Annotated in this window: 13 protein-coding genes; 7 read left to right on the top strand and 6 right to left on the bottom strand. The window is 56.2% G+C overall.

The features are described from left to right. Nucleotides 1-198 precede the first annotated feature (198 nt). Nucleotides 199-2,322 (top strand): TonB-dependent receptor PqqU, encoded by a 2,124-nt coding sequence (gene pqqU, locus OGX80_RS21665; RefSeq protein WP_115181625.1) that lies wholly within the window; start codon nt 199-201, stop codon nt 2,320-2,322. Nucleotides 2,323-2,397: 75 nt separating this feature from the next. Here pqqU and curA read toward each other — a convergent pair whose 3' ends face one another. Together curA and OGX80_RS21655 are read right to left on the bottom strand one after the other, a co-directional pair. Next, nucleotides 2,398-3,435 (bottom strand): NADPH-dependent curcumin/dihydrocurcumin reductase, encoded by a 1,038-nt coding sequence (gene curA, locus OGX80_RS21660; protein ID WP_115181624.1) that lies wholly within the window; start codon nt 3,433-3,435, stop codon nt 2,398-2,400. 48 nt (nt 3,436-3,483) lie between these two features. Next, the gene (locus OGX80_RS21655; RefSeq protein ID WP_115181623.1) at nt 3,484-4,059 is read right to left on the bottom strand and encodes a helix-turn-helix domain-containing protein; all 576 of its coding nucleotides are present in this window, start codon (nt 4,057-4,059) and stop codon (nt 3,484-3,486) included. A gap of 37 nt (nt 4,060-4,096) precedes the next feature. Between OGX80_RS21655 and OGX80_RS21650 the strand changes: the two genes are divergently transcribed. Continuing rightward, the gene (locus OGX80_RS21650) at nt 4,097-4,615 is read left to right on the top strand and encodes a GNAT family N-acetyltransferase (RefSeq protein ID WP_071258341.1); all 519 of its coding nucleotides are present in this window, start codon (nt 4,097-4,099) and stop codon (nt 4,613-4,615) included. Further along, nucleotides 4,612-5,061 carry a DMT family transporter gene (locus OGX80_RS21645; protein ID WP_104868649.1) on the top strand — a complete coding sequence of 150 codons (450 nt, stop codon included), beginning with the start codon at nt 4,612-4,614 and terminating at the stop codon, nt 5,059-5,061. The genes OGX80_RS21650 and OGX80_RS21645 overlap by 4 nt, the downstream gene beginning before the upstream one ends. Nucleotides 5,062-5,143: 82 nt before the next feature. Here OGX80_RS21645 and OGX80_RS21640 read toward each other — a convergent pair whose 3' ends face one another. Next, the gene (locus OGX80_RS21640; protein WP_012132361.1) at nt 5,144-5,377 is read right to left on the bottom strand and encodes a YdcY family protein; all 234 of its coding nucleotides are present in this window, start codon (nt 5,375-5,377) and stop codon (nt 5,144-5,146) included. A 17-nt stretch (nt 5,378-5,394) separates the two neighbouring features. Next, nucleotides 5,395-6,993 (bottom strand): ABC transporter substrate-binding protein, encoded by a 1,599-nt coding sequence (locus tag OGX80_RS21635; protein ID WP_024130321.1) that lies wholly within the window; start codon nt 6,991-6,993, stop codon nt 5,395-5,397. A 282-nt stretch (nt 6,994-7,275) separates the two neighbouring features. On the opposite strand from OGX80_RS21635, the gene OGX80_RS21630 reads away from it, so the two are divergent. Genes OGX80_RS21630 through OGX80_RS21620 form a run of 3 tightly spaced genes read left to right on the top strand, consistent with a single transcriptional unit; the run spans nt 7,276 to nt 13,752 of the window. Continuing rightward, nucleotides 7,276-8,607 carry an SrfA family protein gene (locus tag OGX80_RS21630; RefSeq protein ID WP_115181622.1) on the top strand — a complete coding sequence of 444 codons (1,332 nt, stop codon included), beginning with the start codon at nt 7,276-7,278 and terminating at the stop codon, nt 8,605-8,607. Between the two features lie 4 nt (nt 8,608-8,611). Continuing rightward, nucleotides 8,612-11,593 carry a virulence factor SrfB gene (locus OGX80_RS21625; protein WP_115182338.1) on the top strand — a complete coding sequence of 994 codons (2,982 nt, stop codon included), beginning with the start codon at nt 8,612-8,614 and terminating at the stop codon, nt 11,591-11,593. After that, nucleotides 11,590-13,752, top strand: coding sequence for a virulence factor SrfC family protein (locus OGX80_RS21620; RefSeq protein ID WP_115181621.1), 2,163 nt, complete (start codon nt 11,590-11,592; stop codon nt 13,750-13,752). The genes OGX80_RS21625 and OGX80_RS21620 overlap by 4 nt, the downstream gene beginning before the upstream one ends. A gap of 65 nt (nt 13,753-13,817) precedes the next feature. Here the strand turns inward: OGX80_RS21620 and OGX80_RS21615 are convergent, their stop codons facing one another. Further along, on the bottom strand, nt 13,818-13,991 hold the full coding sequence (locus tag OGX80_RS21615) for a GhoT/OrtT family toxin (protein WP_049008504.1): 174 nt from the start codon (nt 13,989-13,991) through the stop codon (nt 13,818-13,820). Nucleotides 13,992-14,182: 191 nt separating this feature from the next. On the opposite strand from OGX80_RS21615, the gene yncL reads away from it, so the two are divergent. After that, complete coding sequence (gene yncL / locus OGX80_RS21610) at nt 14,183-14,278, top strand: stress response membrane protein YncL (RefSeq protein WP_071818853.1); 96 nt, start codon at nt 14,183-14,185, stop codon at nt 14,276-14,278. Nucleotides 14,279-14,376: 98 nt separating this feature from the next. On the opposite strand, the gene patD is transcribed toward yncL, so the two are convergent. After that, the gene (patD, locus tag OGX80_RS21605; RefSeq protein ID WP_115181620.1) at nt 14,377-15,801 is read right to left on the bottom strand and encodes an aminobutyraldehyde dehydrogenase; all 1,425 of its coding nucleotides are present in this window, start codon (nt 15,799-15,801) and stop codon (nt 14,377-14,379) included. Nucleotides 15,802-15,996: the final 195 nt, after the last annotated feature.

The raw sequence follows: 15,996 nt of genomic DNA, 5'->3' as shown, positions 1-15,996 counted from the left end.
ACTCGCTGTACGTAGATGCGAATAGTAATCATTATTTAGTGCAAAGTGGAGCGTTTCTTTGCAGGCAGTCTACAATTTCTTTAATTTTTTCATGTTCCATTAACGCATCGTGCTATTAAATTTTTCATATATTTACAAAGTAATTAAAGTATTCATCAAATTTCATTTGGCACGTTTACTCGTGATTGGTTTTTTTTCATGAAGATCATTACCGCTCGTCAGGCCGCATTTCCCGCCCTTTTATTCCCTTTCGTTTTCTCGCCGGTGAGCCTGGCGGCCACGGCTGAAGATGAACAAACGATGATTGTTAGCGCGACGCCGCAAACGGTGTCTGAACTGGACACGCCCGCCGCCGTCACCGTGGTTGATGGGGAAGATATGCGACTGGCGACGCCGCGTATTAACCTGTCTGAATCCTTAAACGGCGTGCCCGGTTTGCAGGTGCAAAACCGTCAGAACTATGCGCAGGATTTACAGTTGTCAATTCGCGGATTTGGCTCCCGCTCTGCATACGGCATTCGCGGTATTCGTCTGTATGTTGATGGCATCCCTGCCACCATGCCGGACGGACAAGGGCAGACGTCCAATATCGATCTGAGCAGCGTCCAGAATGTGGAAGTGCTGCGCGGCCCCTTCTCCGCGCTGTACGGCAACTCTTCCGGCGGCGTGATGAACGTGACGACGGAAACCGGACGCCAGCCGCCGACGATTGAAGCCAGCAGCTATTACGGCAGTTTCGGGAGCTGGCGCTATGGCATGAAAGCTACGGGGGCGATGGGTGACGGAACGCAGGCGGGTGACGTGGATTACACCGTCTCCACGACCCGATTCACCACCCACGGTTTTCGCGATCGCAGCAGCGCGCAAAAGAATCTGGCTAACGCAAAACTGGGGGTGCGTCTGGACGATGCCAGTAAGTTAAGCCTGATTTTCAATAGCGTAGACATTCACGCGAACGACCCCGGCGGCCTGACCGAATCCGAATGGAAAGCCAACCCGCAGCAGTCGCTGCGCGCCGAACAGTTCAACACGCGAAAAACCATCAAGCAGACTCAGGCAGGCCTGCGCTATGAGCGTCAGCTCAGCGAACACGACGATCTGAGCGTGATGATGTATGCCGGTGAACGTGAAACCACACAATACCAGTCCATACCGATGGCGCCGCAGCGGGATAACCCCGCGCATGCAGGCGGCGTAATCGTGCTTCAGCGTCATTATCAGGGTATCGACACCCGCTGGACGCACCGGGGCGAGCTGGGCGTACCTGTGACGTTCACCACCGGCCTGAACTATGAAAATATGAGCGAAAATCGCAAGGGTTACGAGAACTACCGCCTGAATAACGGCGTGCCGCAGTTTGGCGTGAAAGGCGATTTGCGTCGTAATGAGCGCAACCTGATGTGGAACGCCGATCCCTACCTGCAAACGCAGTGGCAACTGACCGAAAAACTTTCGCTTGATGCTGGCGTACGGTACAGCTCAGTCTGGTTTGACTCTAACGATCATTACGTTACGCCTGGAAACAGAGATGACAGCGGCGAGGCCAGCTACCATCAATGGCTCCCTGCCGGGGCGCTCAAGTATGCGTTCACCGATGCGTGGAACGTTTATCTGGCCGCAGGGCGCGGTTTTGAAACGCCGACCATCAATGAACTCTCCTATCGCCCGGACGGACAAAGCGGCCTGAACTTCGGCCTGAAACCCGCTACCAATGACACGGTGGAAATTGGCAGTAAAACGCGTATTGGCGATGGTTTACTGACGGCGGCGCTCTTCCAGACGGATACGGATGATGAAATTGTCGTCGCCACCAGCGGCGGTGGGCGCACCACATATAAAAACGCCGGTAAAACCCGTCGCCAGGGCGCGGAATTATCATGGGATCAGCGTTTCGCCGGTAACTGGCGGGTAAACGCCTCCTGGACCTGGCTGGATGCGACCTACCGCAGCAACGTCTGCAAAAGTGGCGATTGCAACGGTAACCGCATGCCGGGCATTGCACGTAATATGGGGTTCGCCTCGTTGGGATATGTACCGGATGAAGGCTGGTATGCCGGCACCGATGCCCGCTATATGGGGGACATCATGGCAGACGATCACAACACGGCAAAAGCGCCCTCGTATACCGTGGTTGGCCTGAACACCGGGTATAAGTTTAACTACAGCAACTTAACGGTCGATGTGTTTGGCCGGGTCGATAACCTGTTTGATAAAGAGTATGTCGGTTCGGTGATCGTCAACGAATCAAACGGACGCTATTACGAACCGGCGCCGGGGAGAAACTACGGCGTTGGCGTCAATCTGGCATGGCGTTTTGAGTAAGCGCCAGAGCTAAAAAAGCTAAAAAAATAGCGGGGAATCGCCCCGCTATTTTTTAATGTCATGCAGCGTCAATTCTCAGGCATCATCCGCCAGGCGAATCACGACCTTGCCGAAGTTCTTCCCGGTCAGCAGACCGATAAACGCCCCCGGCGCTTTTTCCAGTCCGTCGGTGATCTGCTCGCGGTAGTGGATCTTCCCTTCTTTGACCCAGCGCCCCATCTCCTGCTGAAACTCATGAATCCGGTGCCCGTAGTCCTGACCAATAATAAACCCTTGCAGGCGGATGCGTTTTTTTAACAGCGTCGCCATTAATAGTGGCAGCCGGTCAGGTCCGTCGGGGAGTTTTGTGGCGTTATACCCGCTCACCAGACCACACAACGGGATACGTGCCGAAGTATTCAACAGCGGCAGAACCGCATCAAACACCTTGCCGCCGACATTTTCATAATACACATCAATCCCCTGCGGGCAGGCTTTCGCCAGTTGTTCCGCAAAATCCGCCGCGTGGTGATCGAGGCATATGTCAAAACCGAGAGTCTCGGTCGCGTAGCGGCATTTTTCTGCGCCGCCTGCGACACCCACCACATGACAGCCCTTCAGTTTGCCGATTTGCCCGACGGTTGCGCCGACCGGCCCGGTGGCGGCCGCAACGACCAGCGTTTCCCCTGCTTTGGGCTGGCCGATATCCAGCAGTCCCATATAGGCGGTAAAGCCTGGCATCCCCAGCACACCCAACGCCCATGATGGATGCTCAGGGTTGTCACCGAGTTTCACCAGCCCTTTCCCGTCGGAAATATCATAATCCTGCCAGCCGCTGTAACTTAATACCCATTCTCCCGGATGGTAATCAGGGTGGCTGGACTCCACGACCCGGCTGACCGTTCCGCCAACCATCACACCGTCGATCTCCACTGGCGGTGAGTAGGACGATTCGTCGCTCATTCTTCCGCGCATGTAGGGATCGAGGGACAGGAAAATTGTACGTAACAGCACTTGCCCTTCACCGGGCGTCGCCACGTCGTCCTCTTCCATGCGGAAGTTGCTCTCAACCGGCGCGCCATGCGGACGCGAAGCCAGAACCCAACGACGATTACGGTATGCTTGTTGGCCCATGATGTTCTCCTCTGCTTGTGGCATGAATCCCTCAATAGTAGCCGAACATTAATTACCCGCGTGGTTTAAGCGCACAACCAGGTAAACGCATGTTTCCTGCGTCTCATTGATAAAACGGCAGTCGTTTGGCGGCCCCAGCTCCAGGCAGTCGCCCGCTTTCATCTCATGGCGAACCCCGCCTTCGACAAAGACCAGCTCTCCCTGCTGTAGCCAGATAAGCTGTCTTGCCTGCGCGTAGGATGCCGCAGGCATCGGTACGTCACTCCCCGCCGGAAGCGAGATTTGTACGAGATCGATGGGCAGGTCGCTGCGCGGTGAGACGTGGCGGCGCAGATAGTGCGTCTGCGGGTCGTGCCAGACGGGTTGATCGGCAAAACGCAGCAGCTTGCCCTCCTGCATTTCTGCACGCGCGATCAGCGTCGACATGCTGATGCCAAACGCCCCGGAAAGCCGCCCCAGCAGCGTGGCCGTCGGGCTGCTCTCTCCGCGTTCGATTTTGTGGATCATGGCGCGCGATACGCCTGCCCGCTCGGCAAGCTCCGTCAGCGACCAGCCCCGCGATTCACGCTCAATGCGAATTCTTGCACTGATCCGTTGATTTATGCTGTCTTCGATAGTATTCATATCGTAATACTATAGTGAACAACAACTGAGGTTCAACATGTCTATTCGATTTGCTGGCAAAGAAGACTGCGCCGCCATCGCCGAAATCTACAATCACGCGGTATTGCACACGGCGGCAATCTGGAACGATCAAACGGTCGATGTGGATAACCGCATCGCATGGTTTGATGCGCGTCAGCTATCAGGCTATCCGGTTCTGGTCAGTGAAGAGAATGGCGTCGTCACCGGGTACGCCTCCTTTGGCGACTGGCGTAACTTTGACGGTTTCCGCCATACGGTCGAACATTCCGTATATGTCCACCCGGATCATCAGGGGAAAGGCCTCGGACGGGCGCTTCTCAGCCGTCTGATCGAGGAAGCGCGCGCATGTGGCAAGCATGTGATGGTCGCCGGAATCGAGTCGCAAAACCAGGCATCGCTGCATCTGCACGAAACGCTGGGGTTCAGCATTACCGCCCAAATGCCGCAGGTTGGCACCAAATTCGGCCGCTGGCTGGATCTGACGTTTATGCAGCTTCAGCTTGACGATCGCCGCGACCCGGATGCGCGCGGATGAACCAGACGCTGACCCTCGCCTTTCTGATTGCCGCCGGTATTGGGCTGGTTGTGCAAAACACGCTTATGGTGCGCATCACACAGAACTCGTCAACGATTCTCATCGCCATGCTGCTGAATTCGCTGGTCGGGATTGTCCTGTTTGTCAGCATTTTGTGGTTTAAACAAGGCGCGGCGGGGTTTAGCGAGCTGGTTTCCAGCGTGCGATGGTGGACGTTGATTCCCGGTTTGCTCGGATCGTTTTTTGTTTTCGCCAGTATTAGCGGGTATCAGTACGTTGGCGCAGCGACGACTATCGCGGTTCTGGTTGCCAGCCAGCTTATTGGCGGCCTGGTATTGGACATTTTGAGAAGTCATGGCGTGCCGTTACGTGCGCTGGCAGGCCCGGTTTGCGGCGCGGTGTTGTTGGTGATCGGCGCGTGGCTGGTCGCCAGACGCCAGTTTTAACTGCCGCTTCGCCAGATGGCGGCGTCGCGGCGTAAACGCCTTATCCGGCCTGTACATCCCTCACAGGCCGTGCTTATCAACGTCAGAGAATGCTACCGCCTTTGGTAAGCTGTTCGCGACGCGCTTCCATATCTTCCTTGTACTGACGACCGTGATGCGCAATCGCCGTCCGTAGCCGCTGTTGCTGGGTGTAACGATCTTCCCGGCTCAGTTCGGCATCATCGCTCAGCGCGATCAGCAGTTCGTTCATATGGGTAATGACGCTCTCTTCGATAGCGGCATCTACGCGCGCAGTGACCTCTTCCAGGTGCGACATAAACTCTCCTTAAACCATCAATTCAATTTAGCTTTTGAAAAATCACTGCCCATCAGGCTTACGCTGTATCCGGTTACGTTGCTGCGTGTGGCGTAGAACGTTTTGCCGTTTGCCAGCGCGATCCACGGCGCTTGCTGATAGAAAATGTCCTGCGCCTGCTGGTAGAGCTGCGCACGTTCTTCCGGCTTGCTCACCCGTTTCGCTTTCTGGACGAGATCATCATACCCTTTATCGCACCAGCGCGCGGCATTTGAGCCGGTTTTTATGCTGTTGCAGCCCAGCAGCACATCGGCAAAGTTATCTGGATCGCCATTGTCAGACATCCAGCCGAACAGCGCGGTATCGTGCTCGCCTTTACGCATCCCGGACAGATACTCTCCCCATTCGTAAGAGACGATTTTCGCCGTCACGCCGACTTTTGCCCAGTCGCTCTGGATCATCTCCGCAATGCGCCGGGAATTGGGGTTATAAGGGCGTTGCACCGGCATCGACCAGAGCGTTGCCTCAAACCCCTTCTCCAGCCCCGCCTGCTTCAGCAAATCTTTGGCTTTTTGCGGATCGTAGTCGTAATCCTTCAGGTTGTTATTAAAGCCCATCATATTTGGCGGAATGGGCGATTTCGCCACCGTACCGGAACCGAGGAACACCGCGTTGATAATGGCTTTTTTATCAGTGGCGTAATTTAACGCCTGGCGCACCAGTACGTTATCAAACGGTTTTTTCTCGGTATTAAAGGCCAGATAGCCGACGTTCAGCGCATCGACCGAATGCAGCGTTAACGCATTATTCTTTTTAATCTCGTCAAACTGTACGGGTGATGGCGCCGGAATAATCTGGCACTCGTTGGTTTGCAGTTTTGCCAGGCGCGTCTGGGCGTTAGGCGTAATCGAGAAAATAAGATGTCTGGTCGGCACTTCGCCATCCCAGTAGTTCGGGTTCGCCAGGTAGCGAATCTGTGAATCCTGCTTGTAGTGTTGCAGTACGTAAGGGCCAGTGCCGACAGGCCAGTTATCGACGTTTTCCGGTGTGCCTTTTTTCAGCATCGCATCGGCATACTCTGCGGAGAGAATGGAGGCGAAATCCATGCCCCAGTCAGCGAGGAATGCCGCATTGGGTTCGTTCAGCACAAACTGGACGTGATAATCGTCGACCTTTTTCACCTCTTTAATCAACTTATCGAGGCCGACATCATTGAAGTATTCGTAGCTGCCCTGCGACACATTATGGTACGGATGATCTGCATCCTTCTGGCGCAGCACCGAGAAAATAACGTCATCGGCATTAAAATCGCGCGTCGGTTTAAAGAATTTATTGCTGTTGAATTTCACACCCTGACGCAGCGTAAACGTGTATGTTTTCCCGTCCGGGGAAATCGTCCAGTCGGTCGCCAGCGACGGCACCGGCGTATTTTTTACCGGATCGAAATTGATCAGTCGGTTGTACAGCACCTGCGAACTGGCCACGAATGACGGGCCGGAGCTGGCGATTTGCGGGTTAAACGATTCGGGTGAGGCTTCAGAACAGTAGATGATGGTATCGGTATTGGCCGCAAATGCCGCCCCTGCCGGTAAAAGTGCGCTGAGCGCCAGCGCGAGCAACGTTTTCCCTGTAGACATCGTTATAAGCCTTTTCATTTGATTATAAAGAGTGTCATATGAGCATAGCTTACAAAAGCTGACAAATAACGAATCACTCTCAGGTTATTCCGTTCTGGTATTCATCGCTGATGAATGCGTCCTGCGGCGTGAAATAATTTCCCTTAAGTCTTTTTGAAAACGTCAAGATTTTTCCCCCGGCGCTATGCCATGAAAATTAGCCCCTTTTTGCCTCTCTTCCGCCGTTTGCTTGTCTTTGTAATCCGTAAAGTAGATGCGTGAAGAAGTCTAAGGGACAACAACGTGGCAAAAACTCTCTTACGTAGCGGCAATCTGGACGACTATCAGGCCGTGGGCGGCGGCGGTCAGGCCGTATTTGATTCCGCATTGCAAATTCGTGAAACGCTTCGTCTGCGTAAACAGCAGGCAATGGTGGATTGTCTGGCGATCCCGCAAATTAATGACAGCGGCGATCGCGTCGACTGGTATTCCCCGGTCGAGGGAAAAGCCATCGCATGGAAGGCCGCGGAGGAAGAAGCGCGATTTCGGGCGCTGCGCTACCTGAGCAGCACGCTGGAAAACGCGGCGGCGCTGAGCCGCAAAAGTCTGCAATCCGGGAAAACTTCGTTGCAGCTGTTCGGTTCCCTGCTGGAAAAAGCGGTTCAGTTCCCTGGGGAAAACCACGTTTTTCTGGTTGATGGCAAACCGGTCATCACCTTCTGGGGGTTTGTGAATCTTAATGAAAACACCCGTGAGGACGTACTTGACTGCCTGCGCGCCATTGATGTTCCGCCCGTCCTGCCGCCTGCCGCTGAACCCGAGCAGGAGGCGGAAGATGAGCCATTGCCAGAGGTGACGTTTGCCCGTTCCGATGAGCCCTTACTGACGCCGGTGATGATTGAACGCCCCCAGGAACCCGAACCTGAACCGGTCGCCCCTGTTGTTGTCAGCGAACCGCAGGCGCCTTCACCATCTCCGACCGCTCCCGTGAAGCCCTCTTCGCGTCTGCCGCTATGGAGCCTGCCGGTTGCCGCCGTGATTGTCGCTGCCGTTGCGGCGTCGCTGTTGTGGAAACCGTCTGCCCCCGTCGCCGAAGCCACGGCGGTCAGTACGCCGGTTGTCGCCGCGAAAGTAGACAGTAAACCGTTGCCGAAGATGATTGCCCAACTGCCGCTGCATCAGGCGGAAGTGATTCCGCCAGTGAAAAAAGCGAAGCCCGCAGATGAACCGGTGGTGATCGCCGCCATCCCCAAAGATGCGCTGGTGATGGATGCCGGTCAGATGAAAGCGGGAGTCACGCGCTTTTTGAATGGAAACTGGCGCGTACTGATTGACGTTAAAGATCCGGTCAGCGGAAAAGCGCCTTCGCTGCGTTACCAGATCCAGAACAACAAAGGCACCGCCCGGGTGGTACACGGCGACAACATCGTCTGCCGGGCGGACATTTTCTCCGGCCTGCATCAGACCGGAGAGCTGATGATCAAGAGCCGTGGTCACGCACGTTGCACCGATGGTTCGCGCTACCCGATGCCGGAAATCACCTGTAAAGCCAGCACGAATGACGTTGCGGCTTGCTCAGCGCGTTATGACGCCCATGCGGAAGTCCCGTTGACGATCAAAAAGATAGGTGCCTGATTTTATGTTGGTGAATCTGTGTGATTACAAACAAAGCGTAACGCTCATCGCAAACAGCGGCGTACAATTCCTCGACTTCGGCCTGACGCCGCAGGAGTCTGCCCATCTTGGTCGTTTCGTGCGTAAAACGGCGAACGGCCCCCTGCTCCGGCTCGACTTTGATCTGACCAACGGGCGCTATACGGTACCGGGGCGCACGGGGGGTCAACCTGAAGTGGTCAAACCGGAAAGCACCCAGATGTTGCACTATTCGCTGGATGTGCTGGATGGCGTCTGGTTGCCGCTCCCTTTCCTGCGCTTTAACCCTCCACGTACGTTTGTGGAAGGCCCCGACAACTGGGCGCGCGTACAGGTGCGTAAGCTGCCTGAACCCGACAGCGCGGGCCATACGCACCGCATTACCGTGGCGCTGGACAGCCAGTTAAGCGAGAACGCGCCGGCGGCGCTGGCGCCTAACGAAAACGACCTGCTCAATGGCACGCGGTTCGCGCTGGCCTGGCGCGATGATGAAATTGCCGATTTTCTTGACCAGACGTGGATTGACGGCTGGCTGCGCGAATCCTTCCTTCATCACGTCACCCAGGAGGAGAACCGCTCTGAGCAGGAGATTCAGCAGGCGCTGCGTAACTTTGAGTACCAGGCGCACTGGTTGAATCTGATGACGTTACTGGGGGAACAGCTTTCCGTACCGGAAGTGAAGCTGGTCACCCACACGCTCAGCACGCCTGCGATTCCGGTGGATCTGATTCTGGACGTCGGCAATACCCATACCTGCGGCGTATTGATTGAAGATCACGGCGACGCCAATGACGGTTTGCGCCAGACGGCGGAATTACAGGTACGCTCTTTAAGTGAGCCGCAATGTCTTAACGATCCGCTGTTCACCAGCCGACTGGAGTTCTCTGAAGCGCGTTTCGGCAAACAGCATTTTTCGGTTGAAAGCGGCCGCGACGACGCCTTTATCTGGCCATCGATTGTGCGCGTGGGCGACGAAGCCCGCAAACTGGCTATGCAGCGTCTGGGAACGGAAGGCAGCAGCGGGATCTCCAGCCCGCGTCGTTATTTGTGGGATGAAACCCCGGTTTTACAGGACTGGCGCTTCAGCCAGATGAACAGCAAAACGCAGCGAGAACCGCTCGCCACCGCCTTCCCGCTGATGAATCTGATGAATGACGACGGACAACCGTTATTCAGCCTGCCGCCTGATGACCGGTTGCCGGTCTTTTCGCCGCAGTACAGCCGCAGCACGCTGATGACGCACATGCTGTGCGAAATTCTGTCGCAGGCGCTGGGGCAAATGAACAGCGTGGCGACGCGGTTACGCCTCGGTTTTCCGGCGTCGCCGCGTCAGTTGCGCACGCTGATTCTGACCCTGCCATCGGCAATGCCGAAACAGGAACGCGAAATTTTCCGCCAGCGTATGTTCGAAGCCATCGCACTGGTATGGAAAGCGATGGGCTGGCATCCGCAGGATGAGGATTTTTCCTCCCGTAAACAGCAGGAAAAGAGCGTTGTTCCGGTGCCGGACATTCAGATGGAATGGGATGAAGCCAGCTGCGGACAGCTGGTATGGCTGTATAACGAAGCGATTTCCCATTACGCCGGGCGCACGGAGACGTTCTTCAACGCCCTGGCTCGCCCGGACCGTTTACCGGAACCGGGCGAAACCAAAGGTCGGGCGCTACGCGTGGCGTCTATCGACATTGGCGGCGGCACGACGGATATGGCGGTCGTCCACTACCAGCTTGATGACGGCGTCGGCGCGAACGTCAAGATCACCCCGCACTTACTGTTCCGTGAAGGGTTTAAAGTCGCGGGCGATGACATGCTGCTGGACGTCATCCAGAAATGCATATTGCCTGCGCTGCAAACCCGCTTGCAGCAGGCAGGCGTGACGGATGCCGCCGCCCTGCTGGCAACGCTGTTTGGAGATTCAGGCCGCATTGATACGCAGGCGATTTTGCGTCAACAAACGGCGCTACAGCTGTTTATGCCGCTGGGGCACGCCGTACTGGCCGCCTGGGAACAGAGCGACGTTAACGATCCGCTGGCGGGTCTACACGCGACCTTTGGCGAACTGCTGACTCAACGCCCTACGCGCAACGTGATGAATTACATCCAGCAGGCGATCGACCATGCGCTGCCTTCAGGCTCACCGGCGTTCGATCTGCTGAGCGTGCCGTTGCAGGTGCAGTTCAGTCACTTACAGGAGGCATTACTGGCCGGTCAGTTTACCCTGACCTCGCCGCTGCATGCCGTTTGCGAAGCGATTTCTCATTACCGCTGCGACATTCTGCTGGTGACGGGCAGACCAACCTGCCTGCCCGGCGTGCAGGCGCTGATCCGCCATTTACAGCCGGTTCCCGTTAACCGCATCGTCTGGATGGACAAGTATCGCGTCCATGAATGGTATCCCTTCAGCCAACAGGGGCGGATTGGCAACCCGAAATCAACCGCCGCCGTGGGGGCGATGCTGTGCAGCCTGGCGCTGGATTTACGGCTACCGCGCTTTAACTTTAAAGCCGCTGATATCGGCGCCTATTCCACCGTATGCTATCTCGGCGTTCTGGATAACACGGTCAATACCTTGCGTGATGAAAACGTCTGGTATCAGGAGATCGATCTCGATAAACCCGGCGCGAAGCTGGATACCCGTCTGCACTTCCCGCTTCGCGGCAATGTGACGCTCGGTTTCCGCCAACTGGCGAACAGCCGCTGGCCTGCGACCCCACTCTATACCCTGAGCATTAACTCAGCAGAGCTGGCGAAAACCATCGCCGGTGATGGCGTTCTCAATGTCCGGCTGCAACTGCGCGGCGGGAACAAAGAGACGGGGCCGGAATCGTTTGTGCTGAGTGACGCCTGGCTACAGGATGGAACGCCCGTCGCCGCGAATGCCCTGACCTTAAAACTGAATACCCTGGCCGACCGTCGTCATAGCGGCAGCCACTACTGGATCGACAGCGGGAGCGTGTACCTGAAATGAGCAAGACGTTAAACACCACACAGGCCGCCATTGCGTGGGTTAACCATACACGTCAGCACGCAGTACGCCTGGATGATGAAGCGGACGCCCTGCTGGCGCAGCTCACACTCGCCGCCGCCGGTGAATCGGCGCTGAACGCCGCGCAACAGGCAAGAGGCAGCATCGGTTTGTATGGCCATTCACAATCCTCAAAAGCGCATCTGCTTGGCGCGCTGTGCGGTAACGGTGAGGGAAAACTGAACATCGCCACGCCGGATCGCTGCTTTGACTATTTTACCCATATCAACCCAGGCCATGCGCCAGCCAATATGGCGATCCGTTTTACGCAGGATGAAAGCGCGGCGGTTGATAGCGAATGGCCGCTGCGTCTGCGGCTCATCAGTGAAGCTGAACTGGTACAACTGTTTATCGCCTGGGCCAGCGCCTCACCCGATAACCGGCAGGTCGAAAAATCTATTATTGAGACGCGGTTAGAAAAGTGGCAGGCGCTGCGTCAGCGTCAGCCGGTTCAGGGAGTGACCGCAGAGGACGTCGCCGCCATTGCCCGTTTCTGGCGCACCTGCGTTCCTGTCGGGCAACAGCAAATCGACGATGCGCTCTGGCATCAGTTCGCCTCCCTGCTGCCCTCGGTGGATCTGACGACCCGCGCCAGCGCCTGGGCATTACTCTGGGGCGAACAGCCTGAATTAACGCAACAGTGGCTAACGCTGGCGCGTACGCTGCAACAGACCGGCCATGCGCAGGAGTTAGCGGCGCCGTTGAGTCTGCTGGTCGATCATTTTGGCCTTCCGGCAGAAAGTTTTCTGACCCAGGGCGCGTTATCCGGCAACGACGCGCAGAGCGACGTCGTTGTACATCCTGTTGAGCACCATCAGTTACTCAATGCGGTGAGCCTCTCTCTGGATTCACTGGCTTTGCTGACGCGTGAACTGGTGCTTAGCGTTGAAAACACGGCGCTGGATAATGTCGATCTGCTGGATATTCCGCTGGCGCCGGATGCGCACCCGCATCCACTCTGGCGGGCAAAACTCGGCTGGATGCTGGAACATTATCGCCAACATTTGCAGCCCGATGTGCTGGTCATTTGCAATGCCACCTCCGCCCGGTCGCAGACGCCCGCTGCCGCCCGCACGCTGCTGGGCTGGGTGAACGATACACAACCGCTGCGCGACGCCGCGCTACCGGGCGTGGTCTGGGCCATTACGCCGCAGGATGCGCGTTTCACAACGCAGCAGAATCTTGATGAAGCCGTGCAGCAGTTAATGGGGAAACCCGGCCTTCACTGGGGCACCCTTCAGGCGCTGGATAAACACAGCTTGCAGCGTCTGGTGGAATGGCTGTCACAGGCGACGTCGCCGTTACAGCGCCAGGCGCGGCTGGCCTCCCTGTGTGAGCAGCATCAACAACGGCTTCATGACCTGCTGTTGAGCCATATCACCCCAAAAGACAGCGGCAGTAAGGCGACGGAATCCGTTATTCGCCAGCTTCAGGGGCAGGCCGCCCGGCATGGCGAGTTGCTCGACGGGCTTCTGCCGCCAATACACCATTTTGAGTCGCTTTTGCGTATTCAGCAGCCGCGCGAAGAGCAGGTCAGCGGCCTGTTTAATGAAGCGATCGATCTGTTTGCGGATGAGCCAGACGCTCCCCGCCCGGCAGAAAACAAAGAGACAGGGTATCTGGCCCACAAAATGTGGATTAACCATGTGCGCCAGTGGAGCCGAAATGAGAGCAACGCCCGTCGTTTAGGTCTGGAGTCGCATACGCTCAGGCTGGTCGTGGATATTCTGATTACCGCCAGCTATCGGCTTAATGTGCCTCAGCAGTTACAGCAGATTATGCAGCGTGAAGAGGTTTGCGGCGCGCAGCTGCATGCCGGGATCGGTAACTTTATCGCCTGGCTTGGCTACGAAAATGTGGCGGAGGACGCCCGACCCGCCAGCCGGTTCCAGAAAGGATCGGCGATCTTCAGCGCGCCTCGCCTGCAACCGATGGCCCGGCTCACCCAACTGGATGAACAGCCGGTACATGCCGCCAGTCGCTATGTGTATGACTGGCTGGTCGCGCTCTATACCCGGGCAAATGAAAATAAGGGGTATCAGCATCCGCAGGATGTGTCCGACGCCGACAAAAAACGGCTGATGGCGCTGCTCAATGCCTGATGGCGCTATGCAACATCGTAAGCCGGATAAGGCGCTCGCGCCGCCATCCGGCCATCTTCATCTCATCAAAACAACGAAAATAACAATGCGACGGGCAGACTCATCGGCCAGGTTGCGCCCACGAGAATGGCGCTCAGAAAGCGGATACGTTTTTTATCGTGGGAAAGAAACCAGGTAATCAGGCAGGCAATCGCCGCCATCACTGCGTAAAAAACCAACATTTTTTGGTAGAGCGACATTTCGGGCATCCGAACCAGAGGGGAAAAACGCGCGCAATATGCTCTTTTTTTTGACGTACATCAAGTTTTATCCGTACTATTCAGCAAAACGCTGAAATAGCGGCACCATTCACCATGTTCATATTTTGTCTTATTGCGGATTGCCTGAACCCGTACTATACACAAAGGGGTCATAACAAAAGGTGGCAAAAATGAATGTTTCCAGTAAAACCGTGGTGCTGATAAATGTCTTTGCTGCTATTGGACTTTTTGGCCTTATCTCATTGAGATTCGGCTGGTTTGCCTGATGTACTGAGTGCTTGCTGCGCATACTGGCAGAGAGCGTTCCTTCTCTCTGCCATCGATTTACGATCTTCCCATGCCGCGCCGGAACGGTAAATTATCCTTAATGTTTAACCATTATGTGGCGGATAACCGTATAGTCTTCCAGCCCATAAAGTGACATATCCTTGCCGTAGCCCGAGCGTTTTTGCCCACCGTGCGGCATCTCGCTCACCAACATGAAATGCGTATTAACCCAGGTGCAGCCATACTGCAATCGCGCGCTCAGGCGATGCGCCCGACCCACATCTTTCGTCCAGACGGATGATGCCAGCCCGTACTGAGTATCATTTGCCCACGCCAGCACCTGCTCTTCATCATCAAACACCGTCATGCTGACAACCGGGCCGAACACTTCTCGCTGCACGATGGCGTCCTCCTGTTTTGCGCCGGCCAGCAGCGTTGGCGCAAAATAGTATCCTGCGCCGTCCAGTTTCTGGCCGCCGGTCACCACGTTGATATGTCCGAGCGCTTTCGCCTCTTCCACCGCTTTTGTCACTCGCTCAAGGTGCGCTTGCGAGCTGAGCGGCCCAAGCTCAGTCGATTCGTCGTTTGGCGAACCGGTTTTCAGGCTGGCGACCGCCGCGCCGAGTTTCTCAACCAACGCGTCATAGATCCCTTTTTGCGCATAGATACGACAGGCCGCCGTACAATCCTGCCCGGCATTGTAGAAACCGAACGTTCGCACACCTTCGACAACGGCATCCAGATCGGCATCATCAAAGACAATCACCGGAGCCTTACCGCCTAATTCCATGTGCGTGCGCTTAATGGAGGGCGCGGTATGTTGAATAATGTGCTCACCCGTCGCAATCGAGCCGGTCAGGGAGACCATCCGTACTTTTTCATGCCCGGTGAGCGGATCGCCAACCGTCTTGCCCCGCCCGAACAGCACGTTAAGCACGCCTGGCGGGAAAATATCCTTCGCAAACTCCGCCAGCTTCAATGCCGTCAGCGGCGTGATTTCAGACGGTTTTATCACCACACAGTTACCCGCCGCCAGCGCTGGCGCCAGTTTCCAGGCCGCCATCATCAGCGGATAGTTCCACGGCGCGATCGAGGCGACGACCCCAACCGGATCGCGGCGGATCATCGAGGTATGCCCTTCCAGATACTCCCCCGCCGCCAGGCCGTTCAGACAGCGTGCGGCGCCGGCAAAGAAGCGAAATACATCGACAATCGCCGGGATCTCATCATTGAGCGCGCAATGCAGCGGCTTCCCGCAGTTTTGCGACTCCAGTTCGGCGAATGTCTGCGCATTTTCCTCAATCACGTCCGCCAGCGTTAGCAGCAGCTCCGCTCTGACTTTTGGCGTGGTTTGCCCCCATTCCGCGAATGCCCGGTCTGCGGCGCGAACGGCGGCATCTACCTGTGCGGGCGACGCCTCTGCAATCTCCAGAATCACCTCGCCCGTCGCCGGGTTGTAGACGGGCTGTTTTTCACCTTCACCGCTGACCAGCTCGCCGTTAATCAGTAATTGATGTGGCATACATCTTACTCCTGTCGCAAAATATTGAGCGGCAGCCTTGCCGTAAATATATGTCCTTTCCTAAAAATAGTCGGCGCGTCTGCCGCGCACCTGTTGGGATAAGGAAATTTAATCAGGTTGTGAGCTGACGCGCATTACGCCGCTCCACGCGGCGCACATGTTCCATCTTTCGGAGTATAGACAAGGAGTTAGGCT

Origin of the sequence: Citrobacter sp. CK194 (genome assembly GCF_030333395.1) — a bacterium.
Classification (GTDB): Bacteria; Pseudomonadota; Gammaproteobacteria; order Enterobacterales; family Enterobacteriaceae; genus Citrobacter_B; species Citrobacter_B koseri.
Note: the sequence above shows the minus strand (reverse complement) of the source record. Positions and strands in the feature narration are given on the sequence as shown.